Annotated in this window: 17 protein-coding genes and 1 riboswitch; of the genes, 10 read left to right on the top strand and 7 right to left on the bottom strand. The window is 73.9% G+C overall.

All coding sequences use genetic code 11. From position 1 onward, the window contains the following. Positions 1 to 31 precede the first annotated feature (31 nt). Positions 32 to 952: a DMT family transporter gene (locus C7Y72_RS13010; protein WP_107569167.1), complete on the top strand. Its 921-nt coding sequence runs from the start codon at positions 32 to 34 to the stop codon at positions 950 to 952. Here the strand turns inward: C7Y72_RS13010 and C7Y72_RS13015 are convergent. After that, complete coding sequence (locus C7Y72_RS13015; RefSeq protein WP_107569169.1) at positions 897 to 1,523, bottom strand: LON peptidase substrate-binding domain-containing protein; 627 nt, start codon at positions 1,521 to 1,523, stop codon at positions 897 to 899. The two genes, C7Y72_RS13010 and C7Y72_RS13015, sit on opposite strands and share 56 nt — an antisense overlap. A gap of 34 nt (positions 1,524 to 1,557) precedes the next feature. On the opposite strand from C7Y72_RS13015, the gene C7Y72_RS13020 reads away from it, so the two are divergent. Genes C7Y72_RS13020 through C7Y72_RS13035 form a run of 4 tightly spaced genes read left to right on the top strand, consistent with a single transcriptional unit; the run spans position 1,558 to position 6,905 of the window. After that, entirely contained in the window at positions 1,558 to 2,979 is a 1,422-nt protein-coding gene (locus tag C7Y72_RS13020; protein WP_107569790.1) for a cryptochrome/photolyase family protein, read from the top strand. A gap of 20 nt (positions 2,980 to 2,999) precedes the next feature. Further along, entirely contained in the window at positions 3,000 to 4,103 is a 1,104-nt protein-coding gene (locus tag C7Y72_RS13025; protein ID WP_233243834.1) for a hypothetical protein, read from the top strand. A 46-nt stretch (positions 4,104 to 4,149) separates the two neighbouring features. Further along, complete coding sequence (locus tag C7Y72_RS13030; protein ID WP_107569171.1) at positions 4,150 to 5,661, top strand: cryptochrome/photolyase family protein; 1,512 nt, start codon at positions 4,150 to 4,152, stop codon at positions 5,659 to 5,661. 11 nt (positions 5,662 to 5,672) lie between these two features. Next, positions 5,673 to 6,905 carry a low temperature requirement protein A gene (locus tag C7Y72_RS13035; RefSeq protein WP_107569173.1) on the top strand — a complete coding sequence of 411 codons (1,233 nt, stop codon included), beginning with the start codon at positions 5,673 to 5,675 and terminating at the stop codon, positions 6,903 to 6,905. Here the strand turns inward: C7Y72_RS13035 and C7Y72_RS13040 are convergent. Further along, positions 6,902 to 7,819 carry a class I SAM-dependent methyltransferase gene (locus tag C7Y72_RS13040; protein WP_107569175.1) on the bottom strand — a complete coding sequence of 306 codons (918 nt, stop codon included), beginning with the start codon at positions 7,817 to 7,819 and terminating at the stop codon, positions 6,902 to 6,904. The genes C7Y72_RS13035 and C7Y72_RS13040 overlap by 4 nt on opposite strands. A 39-nt stretch (positions 7,820 to 7,858) precedes the next feature. Between C7Y72_RS13040 and C7Y72_RS13045 the strand changes: the two genes are divergently transcribed. The 4 genes from C7Y72_RS13045 (at position 7,859) to C7Y72_RS23760 (ending at position 12,472) form a co-directional block, all read left to right on the top strand. Continuing rightward, positions 7,859 to 8,659 (top strand): class I SAM-dependent methyltransferase, encoded by an 801-nt coding sequence (locus tag C7Y72_RS13045; RefSeq protein ID WP_107569177.1) that lies wholly within the window; start codon positions 7,859 to 7,861, stop codon positions 8,657 to 8,659. Next, positions 8,656 to 10,080, top strand: coding sequence for a 1,4-alpha-glucan branching protein domain-containing protein (locus tag C7Y72_RS13050; protein ID WP_107569180.1), 1,425 nt, complete (start codon positions 8,656 to 8,658; stop codon positions 10,078 to 10,080). The genes C7Y72_RS13045 and C7Y72_RS13050 overlap by 4 nt, the downstream gene beginning before the upstream one ends. Next, positions 10,080 to 11,285 carry a glycosyltransferase family 4 protein gene (locus C7Y72_RS13055; RefSeq protein WP_107569182.1) on the top strand — a complete coding sequence of 402 codons (1,206 nt, stop codon included), beginning with the start codon at positions 10,080 to 10,082 and terminating at the stop codon, positions 11,283 to 11,285. Before C7Y72_RS13050 ends, C7Y72_RS13055 begins: the two co-directional genes overlap by 1 nt. 299 nt (positions 11,286 to 11,584) lie before the next feature. Beyond that, positions 11,585 to 11,737: riboswitch (cyclic di-AMP (ydaO/yuaA leader) on the top strand. A gap of 3 nt (positions 11,738 to 11,740) precedes the next feature. Next, positions 11,741 to 12,472 (top strand): transglycosylase family protein, encoded by a 732-nt coding sequence (locus tag C7Y72_RS23760; protein WP_199223934.1) that lies wholly within the window; start codon positions 11,741 to 11,743, stop codon positions 12,470 to 12,472. 25 nt (positions 12,473 to 12,497) lie between these two features. On the opposite strand, the gene C7Y72_RS13065 is transcribed toward C7Y72_RS23760, so the two are convergent. Both C7Y72_RS13065 and C7Y72_RS24155 read right to left on the bottom strand, forming a co-directional pair. Then, positions 12,498 to 12,770: a DUF3253 domain-containing protein gene (locus C7Y72_RS13065; RefSeq protein ID WP_107569186.1), complete on the bottom strand. Its 273-nt coding sequence runs from the start codon at positions 12,768 to 12,770 to the stop codon at positions 12,498 to 12,500. Further along, positions 12,767 to 13,450, bottom strand: coding sequence for an acyltransferase (locus C7Y72_RS24155; protein WP_284690349.1), 684 nt, complete (start codon positions 13,448 to 13,450; stop codon positions 12,767 to 12,769). The genes C7Y72_RS13065 and C7Y72_RS24155 overlap by 4 nt, the downstream gene beginning before the upstream one ends. 26 nt (positions 13,451 to 13,476) lie before the next feature. Between C7Y72_RS24155 and meaB the strand changes: the two genes are divergently transcribed. Next, entirely contained in the window at positions 13,477 to 14,457 is a 981-nt protein-coding gene (gene meaB, locus C7Y72_RS13075; protein WP_107569188.1) for a methylmalonyl Co-A mutase-associated GTPase MeaB, read from the top strand. A 3-nt stretch (positions 14,458 to 14,460) separates the two neighbouring features. Here meaB and C7Y72_RS13080 read toward each other — a convergent pair whose 3' ends face one another. The 3 genes from C7Y72_RS13080 to C7Y72_RS13090 form a co-directional block, all read right to left on the bottom strand. Further along, complete coding sequence (locus C7Y72_RS13080) at positions 14,461 to 16,899, bottom strand: FTR1 family iron permease (protein ID WP_107569190.1); 2,439 nt, start codon at positions 16,897 to 16,899, stop codon at positions 14,461 to 14,463. Positions 16,900 to 16,902: 3 nt separating this feature from the next. Then, entirely contained in the window at positions 16,903 to 18,015 is a 1,113-nt protein-coding gene (locus tag C7Y72_RS13085; protein WP_107569192.1) for an imelysin family protein, read from the bottom strand. Positions 18,016 to 18,134: 119 nt separating this feature from the next. Further along, positions 18,135 to 19,241: a hypothetical protein gene (locus C7Y72_RS13090; RefSeq protein ID WP_107569194.1), complete on the bottom strand. Its 1,107-nt coding sequence runs from the start codon at positions 19,239 to 19,241 to the stop codon at positions 18,135 to 18,137. Positions 19,242 to 19,243 lie beyond the last annotated feature (2 nt).

The following is a 19,243-nucleotide window of genomic DNA, read 5'->3' on the forward strand; positions in this document are numbered from 1 at the left end:
GCCGCCGGTCGCGCAATGGGATCGTGCGCCGGTGTCCCGTCGCCACCTGCTCGTGCTCGCCGTCCTGGCCGCGACCTGGGGTGCCTCCTACCTGTTCATCAAGGTCGGGCTGCGGGACTTCTCCAGCTCGTTCCTCGTCTTCGCCCGCACCGCGCTCGCCGCCGCCGTGCTCGCGCCGATCGCGTACCGGCGCGGGGCGCTGCGCGAGCTGCAGGGGGCGTGGGGCGCGATCGTCGTGCTCGCCGTCGTGCAGGTCGCGGTGCCGTTCCTGCTCATCACCGAGGGCGAGCACCACATCCCCAGCGCGCTCGCCGGGATCCTCGTGGCGTCCGCCCCGATCTACACGGCGTTGCTGGCGCTGCGCTTCGCCGAGAGCGAGCGCGTCACCGGCTGGGCGCTGGTCGGGATCCTCGTCGGGATCGTCGGGGTCGTGCTGCTGTTCGGCGTCGACCTGTCGGGGGACACGGAGACGCTGCTCGGCGGCCTGATGGTGCTCGTGGCCAGCCTCGGCTACTCGGTCGGCGCGCTCTACCTCAAGGCGCGGCTCGGGACGCTCCAGCCCGCCGGCATCGCGACCGCGACGATGGGCGTCAGCGCCCTGCTGCTGGCGCCGTTCGCGCTCGTGTCGTTCCCGAGCGCCGCGGGCGCCGACAGCGTCGCGGCGGTGCTCGCGCTCGGCGTCCTGGGGACCGGCGTGGCGTTCCTGCTCTTCTACTCGCTGATCAGCGAGCTGGGCGCGTCGAAGGCCTCGCTCGTGGCCTATCTGGCGCCGGTCTTCGCGGTCCTCTACGGCGTGACGCTGCTGGGCGAGGCGATCTCCGTCGCGACGGTCGCCGGGCTGGCCCTGATCCTCGGCGGCAGCTACCTCGGGGCGGGCGGTCGGCCGCCCCGGTGGCTCAGCCGAACCGGACCTTCCCGTTCGACTTCGCCCGGACCTGCGCGCGCTCGATGAAGTCCAGGCGCTTGGTCGCCGCGCGGAACAGGCGCGTGACGAGCCGCAGCCGGGCGTTCTCGGAGCGCAGCTCCAGCAGCGCCTGCTTGGCCTCGAGGCCGAAGTCGACGGTCGCCGCCATCTCGTAGGCGTCCATCGCGTCGAGCTCGTCGCGCTCGAGCTCCTTCTCGGTCGCCTCGCGGACGAGCTCGGCGTACGCCTCGTGCGCGGCGGCGGCCGCGTCGGCGTCCGCGTCCTCGGGCTCCTCCTCCTCGAACCGCACGTCCCCGGTCGGGTAGGGCACGTCGGCGGTGCGCTCCAGCAGCTCGAACACGCGCGTGCCGCGGGTGAGGATGTTCACGCGGCCGTCGTCGAACCGCTCGAGCACCTGCTCGATCCGCATCGCGCAGCCCGCGGTCCGCAGCCCGTCGTCGCCGGACCAGACGATCCCGAACTCGCTCTCGCCCTCCAGGCACTGGGCGATCATCGTCCGGTAGCGCTCCTCGAAGATGTGGAGCGGGACGAGCTCGTTCGGCAGGGCGACCATGCCGAGCGGGAAGAGCGGGAATTGGTGCTGGACGTCTCCGGGCATGACCTCCGCACCGAGTCTAGTCGTAGGACCCATGATGTCTTCGCGCCCATCCACCGCCATCGTCTGGTTCCGCCGTGAGCTGCGGGTCCACGACCTGCCCGCGCTGCACGACGCGCGCGCCGACCACGACCGCGTCGTGCCGGTGTTCGTGCTCGACCCGCGCCTGATCGGCGGGCGCTTCGCGTCCGGTCCGCGGACGCGGTTCATGCTCGACTGCCTCGCCGAGCTCGACGACGCGCTCGGGCAGCGCAACTCCGGGCTCGTCGTCCGCGAGGGCGACCCGGCGACGGAGCTCGTCGACGTCGCCCGCGAGGCGGGGGCCGACGCGGTGCTGTGGACGAGCGACGCGGCGCCGTACGCCCGGGCGCGCGACCGCCGGGTCACCGAGGCGCTGCGCGAGGCGGGCATCGAGCCGGTCCCGTGCCCGGGCAGCTACTGCGCCGACGTGTCGAAGCCCCGCACCGGGGGTGGCAAGCCGTACGCGGTCTTCACGCCGTTCTCGAAGGTGTGGGAGACGCTCCCGCGTCGCGAGGTCCACGGCGCCCCGCGCGATCTCGGCGGGCTGCCGTCGGGCCTGCGCAAGGGCCGGCTGCCATCGCTCCAGGCGCTGGGCCTGACCGACGAGGTCCCCGAGCCGGTCGTCGCCCCCGGCGAGCGCGCCGCGCGGGCGGCGATGCACGACTGGCTGCGCGGGCCCGTCGACGACTACGCCGACCTGCACGACCGGCTCAGCGGCGGCACGAGCGTCATGTCGCCGTACCTGCGCTGGGGCTGCGTCTCGCCGCGCGAGATGGAGGTCCTCGCCCGCGAGCGCGACACCGACGGGGCGCGCGCCTACGTGCGCCAGCTCGCCTGGCGGGACTTCTACGCCCACGTGCTGCTGCACCACCCGGACAACCTGCGCCACGAGTACCAGGAGCGGTTCCGCAAGCTCAGCTGGGACGACGACGAGGAGCTGCTCGACGCCTGGCGCGAGGGCCGCACCGGCTTCCCGATCGTCGACGCCGGCATGCGGCAGCTGGCGCGCACCGGCTGGATGCACAACCGCGCCCGCATGGTCGTCGGCTCGTTCCTGACGAAGGACCTGCACCTCGACTGGCGCGCCGGTGAGGCGCACTTCGAGCGGCTCCTGCTCGACGCCGAGCCGTCGCAGAACAACGGCAACTGGCAGTGGATCGCCTCCACCGGCGTCGACCCCGCCCCGTACTTCCGCCGCATCTTCAACCCGGTGCTGCAGTCCAAGAAGTTCGACCCCGACGGCGACTACCTGCGCCGCTGGGTGCCCGAGCTCGCCGACGTCCCGGACGCCCGGATCCACGAGCCGTGGACGATGAGCGACGCCGAGCAGGAGCGCGCGGGCTGCGTCATCGGCCGCGACTACCCGTCCCCGGTCGTCGACCACAAGCACGAGCGGCAGGTCGCGATGGACCGCTACCGCGCGGTCGGCGAGGGCTGAGCGGCGTAGTCTTCCGCGCCGTGCGCGCGGAGTACGAGCAGCAGTTCCACCGGGCCGGCCTCCCGCTGCTGATCGAGGACCGGGAGGCCGACACCGACATCTGGAACCGCGCGTTCCCCCTGCTGGCGCTCGTGTTCCTCGCGCAGGTGTTCAACGGCCTGAACTTCGACTGGGGCGTCGCCGCGAACATCGCGTCGGTCTTCGGATCGCTCGCCGTGATCCTCGTCGGGGTCGCGCTCGTCAACCGCTTCCGCGGCCGCGAGATGCTCGCGATCCCCGAGTCGCTCGGCCGCGCAGAGCTCGCCGCGTTCGTCGTCCTGCCGTCGCTGCTGCCGCTGATCTTCGGCGGCCAGGTGGTCAGCGCGGTGGTCACGCTCGTCGGCAACACCGTCCTGCTGGCGCTGGTCTACGGGGTGCTCGGCCTCGGCTTCGTGTCGATCGTCGTGTGGGCGGCGCGACGTCTCGTCGGCCAGCTCGGCCGGTCGGTGATGCTCCTGGCCCGCGCGGTCCCGCTGCTGCTGCTGTTCAGCGTGGTCCTGTTCATCAACACCGAGATGTGGCAGGTGTTCTCGGCCATGAGCGACCCGTCGCTGGGCGCGATGGTCGGGCTGCTCGTCCTCATCGGCACCGGCTTCCTCGTCGCGCGGATCCCCCGCGAGGTCGCGGCGATCGAGCGCGAGGCAGGCGGGGAGGGGCCGCCGCTGCGCCGCTCGCAGCTGTTCAACGTCGGGCTCGTCCTGTTCGTCAGCCAGGCGCTGCAGGTGCTCGTCGTCTCGCTCGCGATCGCCGGGTTCTTCGTCGTCTTCGGGCTGCTGGCGATCTCCCCGGAGGTGCTCGAGAGCTGGACCGGCAGCCGCGGCAGCCCGGTCCCCGTGCTCGGCGACACCGAGATCCTCGGGATCGAGATCCACCTGACCGAGGAGCTGCTGCGGGTCGCCACCGCGATCGCCTCGTTCAGCGGCCTCTACTACTCGATCGCGGTGCTGACCGACTCGACCTACCGCGAGGAGTTCCTCGAGGAGGTCACCGAGGAGATGCGCGAGACGTTCACCGCGCGCAGCGCCTACCTCGCCGAGCGGGACGCCGAGCTGGCCGCCGCCGGCGGGGCCGCCACGCCCGACTGACCGGAGGCCCGGAAGCCCGCGCGCCGTCGCGGCCCGTACCCCGGCCATGGGTCACACCGCGGTCATCCTCGGCGATCAGCTGCTGCGCGACCACCCCGCGCTCGACGGGGCGTCGCGCGCGGTGCTCGTCGAGTCCACCGCCCTCATGGGGCGGCGTCCCGTGCACCGCCGCCGCCTGCACGCGGTGCTCGTCGCGCTGCGCGCCTACGCGCAGGAGCTGCGCGAGCGCCACCCCGACCTCGAGGTCGTCGAGCACCGCGGCGCGGCGAGCTTCGCCGACGCGCTGGCGGCCCACGAGGGGGAGCGGCTCGTCGCCGCGCACCCCAACCGGCGCAGCGCCGTCCGGCACCTGCGCGACGACCTCGGGGTCGAGCTCGTCGACTCGACCCAGTTCCTCGTCGGACCGGAGCGGTTCGCCGCCTACGCTCGCGGCCGACGCACGCTGACGATGGAGCACTTCTACCGCGAGATGCGCCGCGAGCACCGGGTCCTGCTCGACGACGCCGGCGAGCCGCTGGGCGGACGCTGGAACTTCGACGCGGAGAACCGGCGCCCGCCGAAGGAGGGCCTGTCGGCGCCCGCCCCGTACCGTCCGCGCGAGGGCGAGCTCGACGCCGCGGTCCGCGACGACCTCGACCGGCTCGTCGCCGCCGGGGCGATCACGACGATCGGCCGGGACGGTCCGCGGCAGGTCGCCGTCACCCACGACGAGGGCCGCCGGGCGCTGCGGTCGTTCGTCGACGAGCGGCTCCCCGACTTCGGTCCGTGGCAGGACGCGATGGTCCCGGGCGAGCGGATGCTCTTCCACGCGAACCTGTCGGCGCCCCTGAACCTCGGGGTGCTCGACCCGCTGACCGTCGTGCGGGCGGCCGAGCGCGCGCACCGCGAGGACGGCGTGCCGCTGCAGAGCGTCGAGGGGTTCGTCCGCCAGATCATCGGCTGGCGCGAGTACGTGTGGGGCATGTACTGGCTGCGCGCCGACGAGTGGCCGCGGCGCAACGCCCTGGACGCCGACCGGCCGCTCCCGGTCGCGATCGCGGCGCCCGGCGAGCACGAGACGGGCTGGAACTGCCTGGACACGACGCTCAGCGCGGTGGGGGAGGACGCCTACGCGCACCACATCGAGCGGCTGATGGTGCTCGGCAACATCATGCTCCTGCACGGCACCCGGCCGGTCGAGGCGCTGCGCTGGTTCGAGACCGCGTTCGTCGACGGGGCGGAGTGGGTGATGGCCCCCAACGCGATGGGCATGGCGCTCTACGCGGACGGCGGCGAGATGATGACCAAGCCGTACGCGGCGGGCGGCAACTACGTCTCGAAGATGAGCCGCCACTGCCCGTCGTGCCGCTACGACCCCAAGCAGCGGACCGGGCCGGACGCCTGCCCGCTGTCGGCGCTCTACTGGGACTTCCTGGACCGCCACCGCGACCGCTTCACCGGCAACCACCGCATGGCGATGCCGCTGAAGACGCTCGGGCGCTTCGACCCGGCGGAGCTCGCCGCGATCCGCGCCCGCGCCGACGACGCGCGCGAGGAGCTCGACACCGGCGGCGGCTAGGCTGCGCGGCCATGAGCACGGCCGCCCGCACGCACGGACGTCAGCGCCTGACCGGCCGCGACCCGGGCGAGACGCACCGCACCGCGACGCCGCTGGAGCTCCTCTACGACCTGACGTTCGTCGTCGCGTTCGGCGTGGCCGCCGACGAGTTCGCCCACTACGTCGCCGACGACCACGTGCGGACCGCCCTGCTGGGCTTCGTGTTCGCGGTCTTCGCGGTCAGCTGGGCGTGGATCAACTACTCCTGGTTCGCCTCCGCGTACGACACCGACGACTGGATCTGCCGGCTGGCGGTCATGGTCCAGATGGCCGGGGTCGTGATCGTCGCGCTCGGGATCGAGTCCGTGTTCGACTCGATCGACGAGGGCGACACGCTCGACAACACCGTGCTCGTCCTCGGGTACGTCGTCATGCGCGTCGCGCTGCTCTTCCTGTGGCTGCAGGCCGCCCGGCACGACCCCGCGCGCCGGCCGACGATCATGGTCTACGTGCGGACGCTGGCGCTCGCCCAGGTCGGCTGGGTCGCGCTGATCGTGCTCGAGCTGCCGCTGGCCACCGCGTTCGCCGCGAGCGCCGTCCTGATCGCCGTCGAGGTCAGCGGCCCGACGCTCGCCGAGCGCCGGGGTGGCACCCCGTGGCACGCCCACCACATCGCCGAGCGCTACGGCCTGCTGGTCATCATCACGCTCGGGGAGGGGATCATCGGCACGGTCGCGGCGATGAACGCCGTCGTCCACGGCGAGGACGGCTGGACCACGACCGCCGCCGTCGTCGTGTTCGCCGGGATCGGGATGACGTTCGCCGCCTGGTGGGCGTACTTCTCGGTCCCGTGGGCGCTGGCGCTCGAGCGCCACCGCGACCGCTCCTTCGGCTGGGGGTACGGGCACATCGCGGTGTTCGGTGGGCTGGCCGCGATGGGCGGCGGGCTGCACGTCGTCGCCTACCTGCTGGAGGGCAAGGCGAAGATCGGCGAGGTCGGCGTCGTGCTCAGCGTGGCGCTGCCGCTGGCCCTGTTCCTGCTGGCGCTCTACGCGATGGTCACGGCGATCTTCCGCTCGCACGACCCGCTGCACCTGCTGCTCGTCGCGCTGACCGTCGTCGTCCTGCTGGCCGGGGTCGGGCTGGCGGCGGCCGGCGTGAGCGTCGCGGTCTGCCTCGTGGTCCTGATGCTCGCCCCGATCGTCACGGTCGTGGGCTACGAGGTGGCGGGGCACCGCCACCTCGCCGCGCAGCTCGCGGACTAGCCGGGCTTGCGGGCGCTGACGATCAGGTTGTAGAAGATCTGCGGCGGCAGTCGCGACTCGAGCAGCGCGCGGTCGACGGCCTGGAACGCGAGGTAGCCGCGGTAGGCGTACTGGCGCCACAGCCACGGCACGTCCTCCTGCTCGGCGGAGGACTCCAGCGCCCGGTTGGCCCAGCCGAACCAGTTGGCCAGCAGCTCCTCGCCGCGGACCTTCACCGCGCTGAAGCCCGCCTGGGTCGCGTGGCCGCGCAGGTCGTCGGGGACGAACGCGTGGACGTCGACGACGCTCTCGAGCTGGTGGTTCTCGGCGCCGCCGTCGGTGTGGCCCTCCGGCGCCTTGCGGGCGCGCAGCACCGCGCGCCACAGCGGCGCGACGCGGGTCGCGCCGCGCTTGGGGTAGGCGGCGATCCGGTCGCCGATCTCCGAGGGCTCCCCGGCGAAGTAGAGGGTGCCGCCCGGCTTCAGCACGCGGAAGAACTCGCGGAACGCCTGGTCGAGGTCGGGCAGGTGGTGCAGCACCGCGTGGCCGAGCACGAGGTCGAACGACGCGTCCTCGAACGGGAGCTTCTCGGCGTCGGTGACGACCGTCTCGACGTCGAGCCCGAGGCGCGCGGCGTTGCCCGCGCACGTGTCCATCATCCCCTGGGAGATGTCGCTGCAGACCGCGGCGCGCACGACGCCCGCCTGCATGAGGTTCAGGGTGAAGTAGCCGGTGCCGGCACCGATCTCCAGCGCCCGGTCGTACACGGGCAGCGGGGCGCCGAGCGCCTTCTCGAGCTTGCCGAGCACCTGGCGCTGGCCGATCGCGCCGAAGTCGATGCCCCACTTGGCGTCGTACTGCGCGGCGGCGCCGTCGTGGTAGCGGGTGTTGACGTCCCGGATCTCCTCGGGCGTCGCGGTGGCGGGGGACGGCATGAGGCCGCTGAGGGTAGCGGGGCTCTACCCTTCGCCGCCATGTCGTCGCCGACCGTCTACCTCCAGCAGGACCAGCCCGAGGGCGTCCCGCCGCTGGCCCTCACCGGGGAGCGCACGCTGCCCGACGTGCCGGAGGAGAACTACTGGTTCCGTCGGCACCTGATCGTCTACGAGCACATCCGCGCCCGCGTCGGCGGCCGCCGGGTCGTCGACATGGCCTGCGGCGAGGGCTACGGCACCGCGACGCTCGGCCGCACCGCGGCGTCGGCCGTCGGCGTCGACGCCAACCCGGAGGCGCACGAGCACGCGCGCCTGAAGTACACGACCCCGGACGGCCGCGTGCGCTTCGCGCGCGACCTCGTCGAGACGTTCTCCGAGCCCTGCGACGACGTCGTCTTCCTGCAGACGATCGAGCACGTCCAGGACCCGGGCGCGATCCTCGAGCACTTCAAGACGCTGCTGGCCGACAGCCCCGCCGGGGTGGCCTGGATCTCGACGCCGAACCTCCTGACGCTGGCGCCCGAGGGGGCGGAGAAGTCGGAGAACCCGTGGCACGTCAAGGAGTACCGCGCGCACGAGTTCCGGGCGCTGTGCGAGGCGCACTTCCCGCACGTCGAGCTGCTCGGGCTGTTCCACGCGCGCAAGCTCGCGGTGCACGCGTTCGCGATCGAGCACCTCTTCTGGGACGAGCTGCACAAGGCGCTGCGCTTCACCAAGCCGTTCTACGACCGCTTCACCCCGGCGATCAGCGAGCGCGACTTCGTGCTGCGCCCGGCGGGGACGTGCGACCTCGACGCGGCGCTCGACTTCGTCGCGGTCTGCCGCACCGCGGCCCCATGAGCGGTCGCCTGGCGATCGTCCTGCACTCCCACATGCCCTACGTGGAGGGCTTCGGGACGTGGCCGTTCGGCGAGGAGTGGCTGTGGGAGGCGATGGCCACCTCCTACCTGCCGCTGCTCGACATCCTCGACGGGGTGCCGGGCGGGCGCGACGTGACGCTGTCCTTGACCCCGGTCCTGTGCGACCAGCTCGCGGCGCCGGGCGCGGGGGAGCGGTTCCTGGCGTTCCTGCGGGACGTGCGCCGCGCCTCGCACCGGCTCGACGTCGACGGCTGCCGGGCCAGCGGCCGCGACGACCTCGCCGACGAGCTCGCCCGGGCCGCCTGGGACTACGAGTGGGCCGCGGACCGCTTCCGGGCGCTCCCCGGGCAGGACCTGCTCGCGGCGCTCGCGCCGCACGCGGCCTGGTGCAGCAGCGCGACCCACGCGGTGCTGCCGCTGGTGGCCACCGACGGGGGCGTGCGGCTGCAGCTGCGCGCCGGGATCGACGCGCACCGCCGCCGCTTCGACGCCGCCGTCCGCGGCGGCCACGGTTGGCGCGGCGGGCTGTGGCTTCCGGAGTGCGCGCACGCCTCCTGGCTCGATCCGCTGCTCGAGGAGGCCGGCGTCCACGCGACCTGCGTCGATCTCACCGACGTGTTCGGATACGGCGACGCGCGCCACCTGCGGCCGCTGCGGACCGACGCCGGCCCGCTGCTCGTGCCGATCGACCGGCAGACGATGGAGCTCGTCTGGAGCGCGGACGGCTACCCCGCCCACGGCCACTACCGCGACTACCACCACCGCACCACGCACGACCACCATCCCTGGGCGGTGGACGGCAGCGTCTACGACCCGGAGCGGGCGCGGGCGCGGGTGCGGGTCGACGCCGCCGACTTCGTCGCCCGCACCCGCGAGCGGGTCGCCGGCGGCGGCCTGGCGGTCTGCGCGCTGGACACCGAGCTGCTCGGCCACTGGTGGTACGAGGGCGTCTGGTGGCTGCGCGCGGTGCTCGAGGAGTGCGTCGCGCAGGGCCTGGAGCTCGTCCACCTCGACGACGCGCTGGCCCACGGCGATCCCGAGCCTGCGGCCCCGCTGCCGCCGGACGACCGGCGGGTCACGAGCTGGGGGACCCCGCGGGACCTGTCCACCTGGGACGCCCCGGGGGTCGCGGAGCTCGCCTGGCAGATGCGCGAGGCGGAGCTGCGGGTCGTGGCGGCAGGGGCCGACGCGGACCCTCGCGCGGTCCGGGAGCTGTTGGCGCTGCAGTCCAGCGACTGGGCGTTCATGGTGACCCGCGAGCTCGCCGGGACCTACCCGGTGGAGCGTGCCGCGGGTCATCGCGAGGCGCTCGACGCGGCGCTCGGGTCGGTAGGCTCGTCCGAGCCGACCGTGCGGCACCTGGCGCCGCACGCCACCGCAGCACCCCTGCTCGAGCCCTGATGTCCGCGCTGCGCACCCTCATCCTGTCCTGGGAGTTCCCGCCGGTCGTGGAGGGGGGCCTCGCCCGCCACGTGCGCAAGCTGACGGAGCAGCTCGTGCCCGCCGACGTCGAGGTCCACGTGCTCACGCGCGGGGACGAGACGATGCCGGCCGAGGAGCTCGTCGCGGGCGTGCACGTGCACCGCGTGCGCGAGCCGAGCCGCCCGCGCGACCTCGGCGAGTTCGTCACGTGGATCGAGCACATGAACGCGGACATGCTCGCCGCGGGCGTCGAGCTCGGCGACCGCTACACGTTCGACGTCGTCCACGGCCACGACTGGCTCGTCGCGAACGCGTGCGACCACCTCGCCAAGCGGTTCGGCTGCCCGATGGTCATGACCGTCCACGCGACGGAGCACGGCCGCCACCAGGGCTGGGTCGACCAGCACCCGCAGAGCTACATCCACGGCGTCGAGCAGTGGATGACGCACCGCGCGCAGCACGTGATCACCTGCTCCCACTACATGCGCGAGCACGTCCTGGACGTCTACGGGCTCGACGAGGGCCACGTCAGCGTCATCGCCAACGGGATCGACCCTCACGACCTGCAGCCGATCGAGGACCTCGACACGCTGCGTGCCCGTTTCGCCGCGCCGGACGAGAAGCTCGTCCTGCTCGTCGGCCGCCTCGACTACTACAAGGGCTTCCAGCTGGCGCTCGAGGCGATCGCGGGGGTCATCGAGCGGCTCGGGGACGGCGTGCGCACGCGCTACCTCGTCGCGGGCTCCGGACCGCACGAGGCGGAGCTGAAGGCGCAGGCGGCCGCGCTGGGGATCGACGGGGCCGGCACGTTCCTGGGCTGGATCGGGGACGACGTGCTGCACTCGCTCTACCGCATCGCCGACCTCTGCGTGGTGCCGTCGCTGTACGAGCCGTTCGGGCTCGTGGCGCTGGAGGCGATGGCCTCGGGCTGCGCCTGCATCGTGGCCGACACCGGCGGGCTGCGCGAAGTCGTCCCGGCCGACGAGCGCGTGGGCCTGCGGTTCAACGGCGGCGACGCCGAGCACCTCGGCGTGATGGTCGAGCGGCTGCTCACCGACGAGCCGCTGCGCGAGCGCCTCGTGGGGGAGGCGATGGAGCACGTCCGTCGCTTCGACTGGGCGGACATCGCCCGGCAGACCGCCGCGGTGTACCGCGCCGCGGTCGACGCGCACGCCCGCGCCTAGGGGCTCGCGACCCGCCGAGGACCCGTCCGCGCCGCCCGCCGCGGTGAGCGTTAACGCGCCATGGTCGCCGGTGGTTATGTCGCCGTCGACCGCCCGGGCCAGAAACCCTCCAGCGGTGGTCGAGAGTTGACCGAACTCCCGTGATGATCACGGGATTTTCGATGCTCGCGGAGTCGGACACCGTGTCCGTAACCCTCAAGCTCGACATGAGGTCGAGCTATCCGGGTCGGGATCCGTAACGCGGCGGGGTCGCGAACCCGCGTTCGGTTGCTACTGTTCCCGGCGGCCGTCCGAGGCGGCCGAACCAGACGCCGAGTCCCCGCCGCCCTGTGCCGCGGGGAACGGGGGACCCAGTGGACCACGGTCCTGGGGCGAATCGCCGCACGATGCGGCGTAGCGCAGTCTCACGCGCGAGCCCGACAGCTAACCCCGTAGGCGACGAGACAACCCAAGGGGTGCTGGACGTCGTGACAACGCTGCTCAACCGCCGGACCGCCGGACCGCTGCTCGCCCTCGCGTGCGCCTTCTCCGTCCCGGGCGCCGCCCAGGCGCAGACCGAGGCCCCGGCCAACACCGGGGGTGCGACGCCGCAGGCCGCGCCCGCGCCCGCCACCACGCAGGCCGCGACGCCTGCGACGACGACGCCGGCCGCCGGCCCGTCGGCGGTGCGCACGCTCAAGCCCGGCTCGCGCGGCCGCCGCGTGCGTTCGCTGCAGCGCCGCCTGAAGATCCGCGTCGACGGCGTCTACGGGCGGACGACGAAGATCGCCGTCATGCGGTTCCAGCGCCGCAAGAAGCTCACGGTCGACGGCATCGCCGGCCCCGCGACGCTGCGCGCGCTCGGGCTCGTCCCGACGTCCGCCTCCGCCGGCCCGGTGGGCTCGAAGAACCCGCCGGCGAAGGTCACGCTCCCCGACACCATCCCCGCCAAGGCGATGCGCGTCCTCGAGCAGATCGCCGAGTGCGAGTCCGGGGGCGATCCGACGATCGTCTCGCCCGACGGCACCTACCGCGGCAAGTACCAGTTCCACGTCGACACGTGGGCCGCGATGGGCGGCTCCGGCGATCCCGCCGCCGCGCCCGAGGACGAGCAGGACAAGCGCGCCTACGTGCTCTACGACCGCCAGGGCGTCGACCCGTGGCCGGTCTGCGGCCCGAAGGCCGCCGCCGCGGCCCGCCGCGGCTGACCGACCGCAGCGCCCCGTGCCGTCCTCAGGCCTCCGGGGGACGGCGCAGCCGGATCGGTCCGCGCGCCGCGCGACCGTCCACGACCCGGCCGCGCTGCGTGACCTGCACGACGCCCCGGTCGGCCAGGGCGAACGCCACCGCGCGCACCGGCTCCATGAGGGGACGGAAGCCGTCGTCGCCCGCGAGCGCCCGCGCGGCCTCCGACGGGCAGATCGTCTTGCCGCTCGTCGCGCTCCCGCGCGCGTCGAGCAACGCGAGGATCGTCTCCTCGATCGCCCGGTCCGACGGGCCGCTCACGACCAGCGCAGCCGCGTCGGTGCGTCCCGCATGCGCAGCACCCGGGCGGGGACCCCGCCCGAGACCGCGTTGGCGGGCACGTCGCGGGTGACGACGCTGTTGGTGCCGACGACCGCGTTGTCGCCGACCGTCACGCCCCGCAGGAAGCAGGCCCCGTAGCCGACCCAGACGTTGTGCCCGACGCGCACGTCGCGCATGTAGATGCCCTGGGCGCGGATCGGACGCTCCACGTCGACGACGCCGTGGTCGAAGTCGATGAACATCGCCCGGTCGGCGACGATGCACTCCCGGCCGATCGACACGTGCTGGTAGCAGCTGATCGTGCACTCCTGGCCGAGCACGGTCTTTGCGCCGATCCGCACCTCGCCCTCGTGCGCCCGCACCTTCGTGCCGTGGCCCAGCCACGACCAGCGCCCGAGGTGCACGACGGCGTTCGGCCCGATCTCGAACGTGACCTTCGGGCACACGAACGCGACCCCGTCGAGCTGCAGCCGCTCGCCGAAGCGGAGCTTCAGCCACGCGAGCCGCAGGCCCATCCGCAGGTACTGGGGGCGGAACATCCCGTGCTCGCGCGCGAATCGCAGGAACGCGCCGATCCCGCCGCGCAGGGGCGGCGGCTCGCCGCGGACCGTCGGCGGCGACGCGTCGGTCGCCACGGGAGGGGAGAGGGCGGGATCCACAGGCGCAAGGGTAATCTGCCCCGTCCATGTCCGATGCGCCGAACCCCACCGAGAAGCGGTCGCTGGCCCAGCGGCTGCTCGACGGCGACAAGCGCGCGCTCGCCCGCGCGATCACGCTCGTCGAGAACGACGACCCGGCCGGCTGGGAGCTGGTGCGCGAGGTGTACCCGCACACCGGCAGGGCGGCGATCGTCGGCCTCACCGGGGCGCCGGGCGCGGGCAAGTCGACGCTCATCAGCGCGCTGACGAAGCTGCGCCGCGAGCAGGACCGGCAGGTCGCCGTGCTGTCGATCGACCCGTCGTCCCCGTTCACGAAGGGCGCGCTGCTCGGCGACCGGATCCGCCTGACCGAGCACTTCCTCGACCCCGGGGTGTTCATCCGCTCGATGGCCAACCGCGGCGCCCTGGGCGGCCTCTCGGAGGCCGCCCTGCAGGGAGCGCTGCTCATGGACGCGGCGGGCAAGCAGGACGTGCTGCTCGAGACCGTCGGGGTCGGCCAGGCCGAGATCGACGTCATCGACCACGCGGACACCGTCGTGCTCGTGCTGATGCCGGGCTCGGGTGACTCGATCCAGGCGCTGAAGGCCGGCGTCATGGAGATCCCGGACATCATCGTCGTCAACAAGGCCGACCACCCGATGACCGACACGATGGTCCGGGAGATCCGGTCGGTCCTGTCGCTGGCACCCGAGAGCGGCTGGCGCGTCCCGATCGTCAAGACCGAGGCCGCGTTCGGCAAGGGCGTCGACGAGCTGCTCGAGCAGCTCGACGCGCACCGCTCCTACATCGAGGAGGAGGGGACGCTCAGCGAGCGCCGCACGCGCAATCTCCGCAACGAGGTCCTCGCGATCTGCACCGCGCGGATGCGCCGGGCGCTCGAGGAGCGCCTCGCCGCCGACGAGCGGTTCCAGGCGATGCTCGACGAGGTCGTCGCGCGCAAGCTCGACCCCGCCACCGCGGCGACCCGCGTGCTGGCCGAGCTCGACGCGCCCGACGCGCGGGCCTAGGGGTCAGCGGTCGCCGACGGCCGCCGGCTCGGCGGGCAAGCCGCCCGCACCGATCTCCGGGTCGGCCTCGGCGGCCTTGGCGTCCTCGGCGCGCAGGTCGCCGCGCTTGACGGCCTTGCGGACCGGGCGCTTCACCTTGACCTCGCGCGCGAGGTAGTAGGAGCCGATCACGAACACCGCGGCGATCACCTGGGCGCCGACGGTCTCCCACGTCGGGTAGACGCCGAACCAGAGGCCGGACCAGTAGGGCATGTCCACGTCGAGCGGCGTGATCGGCAGCCAGCCGGTGCCCTGCATCGTGCGGGCGGTCTGACCGACCATCACGACGAGCACGAAGCCGATCATCACCCCGGTGACGATCAGCATCTTCTTGTAGGGGAGCTTGCGCTGCAGGGCGAAGGTCACGACCGCGACGAGGAAGGTGAGGGCGAGGCCGAGCCCGGCGCCCTCGACGACCGCGGCGGTCCCGGCGCTGAGCTGCAGCGACTGCAGGAACAGGACGGTCTCGAAGCCCTCGCGGTAGACGCTCGTCAGCCCGAGCAGCCCGAGGCCGAGGACCTGGGCCGAGAAGAACCCGACCTTGTCCATCGTCTCGATCTTCTTGCGCTGCCGGTGGAACTTGCCGATCCACTCGCTCCAGTAGACGCGGTGGAAGAACCAGTTGGTGATCAGCAGCAGCACGCCGATCGCGATCAGGCCGACGACCGCCTCGAGCTTCTCGCCGTACTGGTCCAGGGACCGCAGCAGCGTCTGCGCGAGCACCCAGGTGATCAGCGAGACGAGCAGGCCCAGCAGCGCCCCGACGAACACGGGACGGCGGTTGCGGCGCCGCACGCCGACGAACGACGCGGTGATCGCGGCGAGGATGAGGACGCCCTCGAGACCCTCACGGAACACGATGATCGCGGCGTTGGTGACGACGGTCGCGCGGTTGGCGGAGTCGCCGAGCGTGGCGGCGGCGTCACCGAGGCGCTTGTCGAGCTGCACGCGCGTCTCGCGGATCTGCCGGCGCGGGGCGCGGTCGGCGATCAGCGTCGCGAGGCCGTCCTTGCCGTCGGCGCCGAACCAGATGAGGCCCTCGACGGTGAGCGCGAGGCCCTGGTCGAACGACTTGAGGCGGCGCTCGGGGCCGAACTCGAAGAACGCGTAGGCCTCCAGGCGGGCCTGCTCGGCCTGGCGGTACTGCCCGGCGCCGACCGCCGCCTCCATGCGGTCGAGCGTCAGCGCGATCAGGTCGTAGTCGGACTCGTCGGTCGGCTCGGTCCAGGCGTCGGGCATGATCGCGCGCAGGCCGTCGTCGATGCGGTCCTCGACGTCCTCGACCTCGTCGGCGGTGGGGACGCCCCGGGTCGTCGTCGCCGCGCGATCGACCATCGTCCCGAGGGTCTCGAGGTCCGCCTTGGCGCGCAGCGTCTGAGCGCGCCCGCGACGGGTCAGCTGGTCCTGGAGGTCGGCGAACGCGGCGACCGCGCCCGCCTGGAAGGCGACGGCCTCCTGGATCTCGAAGTCCTTGGTGACCTCGTCGTCCTTCGTGCCGCGGCGGTACTCGACCGGGATCAGGGCGACGAACCGCAGCAGCTGCTGGGCGCGGCGCGCGGACTCCTGCGCCGTGAACGGGGCGGCGGTGAAGCCGTCCAGCGCCGCGGCGACGCGTCGCTGGGCGGTGGCCGCGGCGGTCGCGTCGCCCGCGGACGCGGCGCGCCGCAGCGCGGCGAAGGCGCGGTCGGCGGTCTGCGTGGCAGCCTCGCCGCGGTCCTCGCGGTAGCGGCCGGCGAGGATGCGCCAGGAGCCGTCGGCCTGGGCGGCCGCCTCGGCCCACGGGGCGCGGAAGCCGCGCTGGGCGTTGCGCGCGGCGTCGGCGAGCAGCTCGCGCAGCCGGCCCTGGTAGGCGTCGAGGAGGTCCTTGCGGACGGCCTGCTCGGCCTTCGCGGGGGAGAGCTTCCCGGTGTCGAGCTGCTCGACGGCGAGCGTGCCGTCGGCCCCTGCGCGGGTGAAGCGCGTGGCGGTGCGGAACTCCCGCAGCAGCAGCCACTCGCGGGCGGTGTCGGCGTCTCCCGCGCGCACGGCGCGCAGCGTCACGGTGGCGCTGCCGCGCAGGAGCGCGGCGCGGATGGCGCCGCGCGCGGCCGCGAGCACCGGGGCGTCGCCGTCGGCCGCCGCGCGGCGGGCGGCGGCGAGCTCGGAGCGGACGGTCCGGTCGGCGGCGGGATCCGCCTGCGCGATGCCGTCGCGCAGGGCGCCGGCGTACGCGTCGGCCGCGGCGTCGGCGGCCTTCGCCGCCTCGCGCGGGCCGTCGAGGATCAGCGCCTGCTGGGCGTCGAAGAGGCGGTCGCGGACCTGCTCGGCGGTCCGCCACGCCGGATCGGCGGCGCGCGCCGGGCCGGCGAGCGCCAGGAGCGACAGCAGCGCGGCGAGCGCCGCGACGACCGTCCGGGACCGCACGGCTCAGTCCTCCAGCGTGATGCCGAGCTTGCCCGCGGCCTGCGAGACCTGGCCGGCGACCGCCTCCGCGCGCGTCTGCGCCTCGCCGCCGAGCGTCTCGGCGTCCTCGGCGGTGAACGTCCTGCCGGCCTGCTCCTCCTTGCGGAGCTTGGCGGCGAAGTCGCGCAGGTCGGTCAGCGCCCGCCCGGTCTGCTCGGCCTGCGCCGGGTCGACGGTGCCGATCGCCGGCTCGATGCTGTCGTAGACGAGGACGAGGCCGGAGAGGATGTCGGTGATGTCGGCCAGGCGCGACGTCGCGACGAAGCCCTTCTCCGACGCGTCGTCGCCGGCGATGAAGCGCGAGTTCTTCCACGCCTCGAAGTACTCGCTCATCGTCGGCGTCATCACGACGACGGCGGTGAACGCATCGGCGGGTGCGGGCGTCCACGCCTTCGCCGCGGCGTCGAGCTCCTTGGCGTTCTTCTCGAAGTCGCGTGCGGCGGCGACGTAGAAGTCGGCGTCGGGGAGCGCCTCGCCGAACTCGATCGTGCCGTCGCCGTCGAGGTCGGGCGTCACGTCCTTGGCGGCGAACCTCGGCTCGGTGCCGAACAGCGAGGACTCGAGCAGGAAGAAGAAGTTGCCGGGCTGCTTGTAGGTCCTGCCCGCGGGCGTCTCGATCGAGAACGGCACGGCGCTGGCGGGGTCGCTCGCGTCGCTGCCGGCGTCGAGGATGACGTCGTAGTCGGCGAGGACGGGCACGCCCGCGACGACGCCCTCGGCCTGCTCGTAGGCCGGGTTGGCCCGGCGGAACGTCGCCTGCGCGTCGCGCAGCAGCGCGCGGACCTCGGCGCGCCGGGTGCGCAGCAGGCGGGCGTGGTCGAAGTCGACGGCGGCGGCGAGCGCGTGGTAGCGCTCGGCCTGGGTGCGCAGCGTGCCGGTCTCGCGCACGAGCTCGCGGGTGTGGTCGAGCAGGTAGGTCTTGACCGCGCCGAGGTCGGCGCCGGCGGCGGCACCCGTGGTGGCCGGGCGTGCGGCGGTGTCGTCGCCGTCGTCGCCGCATCCGGCGGCGAGCAGGGCGGTGGCGACGAGGGCGCAGGCGAGGGTCGCGCGACGGCGCGCGGGGCGGGGACGGCTCATGGTGCGATGACTCCGTGGGGGCTGATGTAGGGGCGGCCGCTTGCGCTGGGTAAGGGCCACCTGCCGTTGGTGGGCGCAAGCGTACGGCATTCCGACCGTGGACGTCGGAGATGGCGCGTTCAGGTCAGCGGGCCGGCGGCGAGCAGCCACACGGAGCCCACCGCCGTCAGTGCGACCAGCCCCCGGGTCGTCCGCGGCACCCGCCGCGCGGACCAGGCGGCCAGCGCCGCTGCGACGGGGAGCGCGGCGACCGGCTGCAGCACGCACGCCGCCACCACGAGCAGCAGCAGCGTCACCGCGATCTCGACGTCGAGCTGCTCCGGCAGCGCCACCGCGAGCCGCTCGCGACGCGACCGCACGAGCAGCCCCGCCGCGACGAGCACGAGCGCGAGCACCGGGGCCCGCAGCAGCTCGCCCGCCTGCTCGAGGTCCCACACGCCGACCGGCGGGGCGCCCGCCGCCCGCGCCGCGTCGGGCACGGCGCCGCCGAACAGCCGGTCGTTCACCGCCACGAAGAACACGCCGCTGGTCAGCACGACCTCCAGCGCGGTGAACCCCACCAGCCCGCGGCTGCGCCGTCGCAGCCAGCGCGCGAGCGCGAGCGCCACGACGAGCGCCGGCAGCAGCAGCCCGATCGCCAGCCAGGGCAGCAGCGCCACGAGCGCCGCGCAGCCCGCCGTGGGCGCCAGCCGCGGACGGTCGCGGACCCGCAGGGCGAGCGCCACCGCCGCGATCAGCAGCAGCGCCGCGGGCGTCGCGGGCGCGACGGTCCCGGCGGCCAGCAACGCCGGCGGCGACAGCCCGACCGCCAGCGTCAGGCCGGTCGGCCACGGGTCGGGCACGAGCCGCCGCGCCACCCCGGCCGCGACGACGAACGCGACCGCCAGCAGGGCCGCGAGCAGCAGCTCCGCGCCCAGCGCCCCGCCGAGCGCGTACGCGGGCGCGACGAGCGCCCCGAGCGCGATCCCGTACGGCTCGTGCAGGCGCCCGTTCGTCAGCGTGCCGGCGGGCTCCACCGGGCCGTCGGTGAACGCCCGCCACGCCCGCGCGCGGTACTCGTCGCGCAGGTCGACGTCGCCGTCGGAGACGATCGACTCCGCGACGAGCAGGACGTGCGCCTCGTCGTCGGTGCGCTCGTCGCGGCCGCCCGTGCTCAGGGCCAGGGTCGCCCCGTAGGCCCCGAGCAGGACGGCGAACAGCAGCAGCCGACGGCGCCAGCGGCCCATCG

The organism is Paraconexibacter algicola, assembly GCF_003044185.1.
GTDB classification, from domain to species: Bacteria; Actinomycetota; Thermoleophilia; order Solirubrobacterales; family Solirubrobacteraceae; genus Paraconexibacter; species Paraconexibacter algicola.

Excerpts from the sequence above, each read along its gene's own strand:
- C7Y72_RS13015 (WP_107569169.1), bottom strand. The coding sequence starts at position 1,523 with ATGCCCGGAGACGTCCAGCACCAATTCCCGCTCTTCCCGCTCGGCATG.
- C7Y72_RS13020 (WP_107569790.1), top strand. The coding sequence starts at position 1,558 with ATGTCTTCGCGCCCATCCACCGCCATCGTCTGGTTCCGCCGTGAGCTG.
- C7Y72_RS13030 (WP_107569171.1), top strand. The coding sequence starts at position 4,150 with ATGGGTCACACCGCGGTCATCCTCGGCGATCAGCTGCTGCGCGACCAC.
- C7Y72_RS13035 (WP_107569173.1), top strand. The coding sequence starts at position 5,673 with ATGAGCACGGCCGCCCGCACGCACGGACGTCAGCGCCTGACCGGCCGC.
- C7Y72_RS13040 (WP_107569175.1), bottom strand. The coding sequence starts at position 7,819 with ATGCCGTCCCCCGCCACCGCGACGCCCGAGGAGATCCGGGACGTCAAC.
- C7Y72_RS13045 (WP_107569177.1), top strand. The coding sequence starts at position 7,859 with ATGTCGTCGCCGACCGTCTACCTCCAGCAGGACCAGCCCGAGGGCGTC.
- C7Y72_RS13050 (WP_107569180.1), top strand. The coding sequence starts at position 8,656 with ATGAGCGGTCGCCTGGCGATCGTCCTGCACTCCCACATGCCCTACGTG.
- C7Y72_RS13055 (WP_107569182.1), top strand. The coding sequence starts at position 10,080 with ATGTCCGCGCTGCGCACCCTCATCCTGTCCTGGGAGTTCCCGCCGGTC.
- meaB (WP_107569188.1), top strand. The coding sequence starts at position 13,477 with ATGTCCGATGCGCCGAACCCCACCGAGAAGCGGTCGCTGGCCCAGCGG.
- C7Y72_RS13085 (WP_107569192.1), bottom strand. The coding sequence starts at position 18,015 with ATGAGCCGTCCCCGCCCCGCGCGCCGTCGCGCGACCCTCGCCTGCGCC.
- C7Y72_RS13090 (WP_107569194.1), bottom strand. The coding sequence starts at position 19,241 with ATGGGCCGCTGGCGCCGTCGGCTGCTGCTGTTCGCCGTCCTGCTCGGG.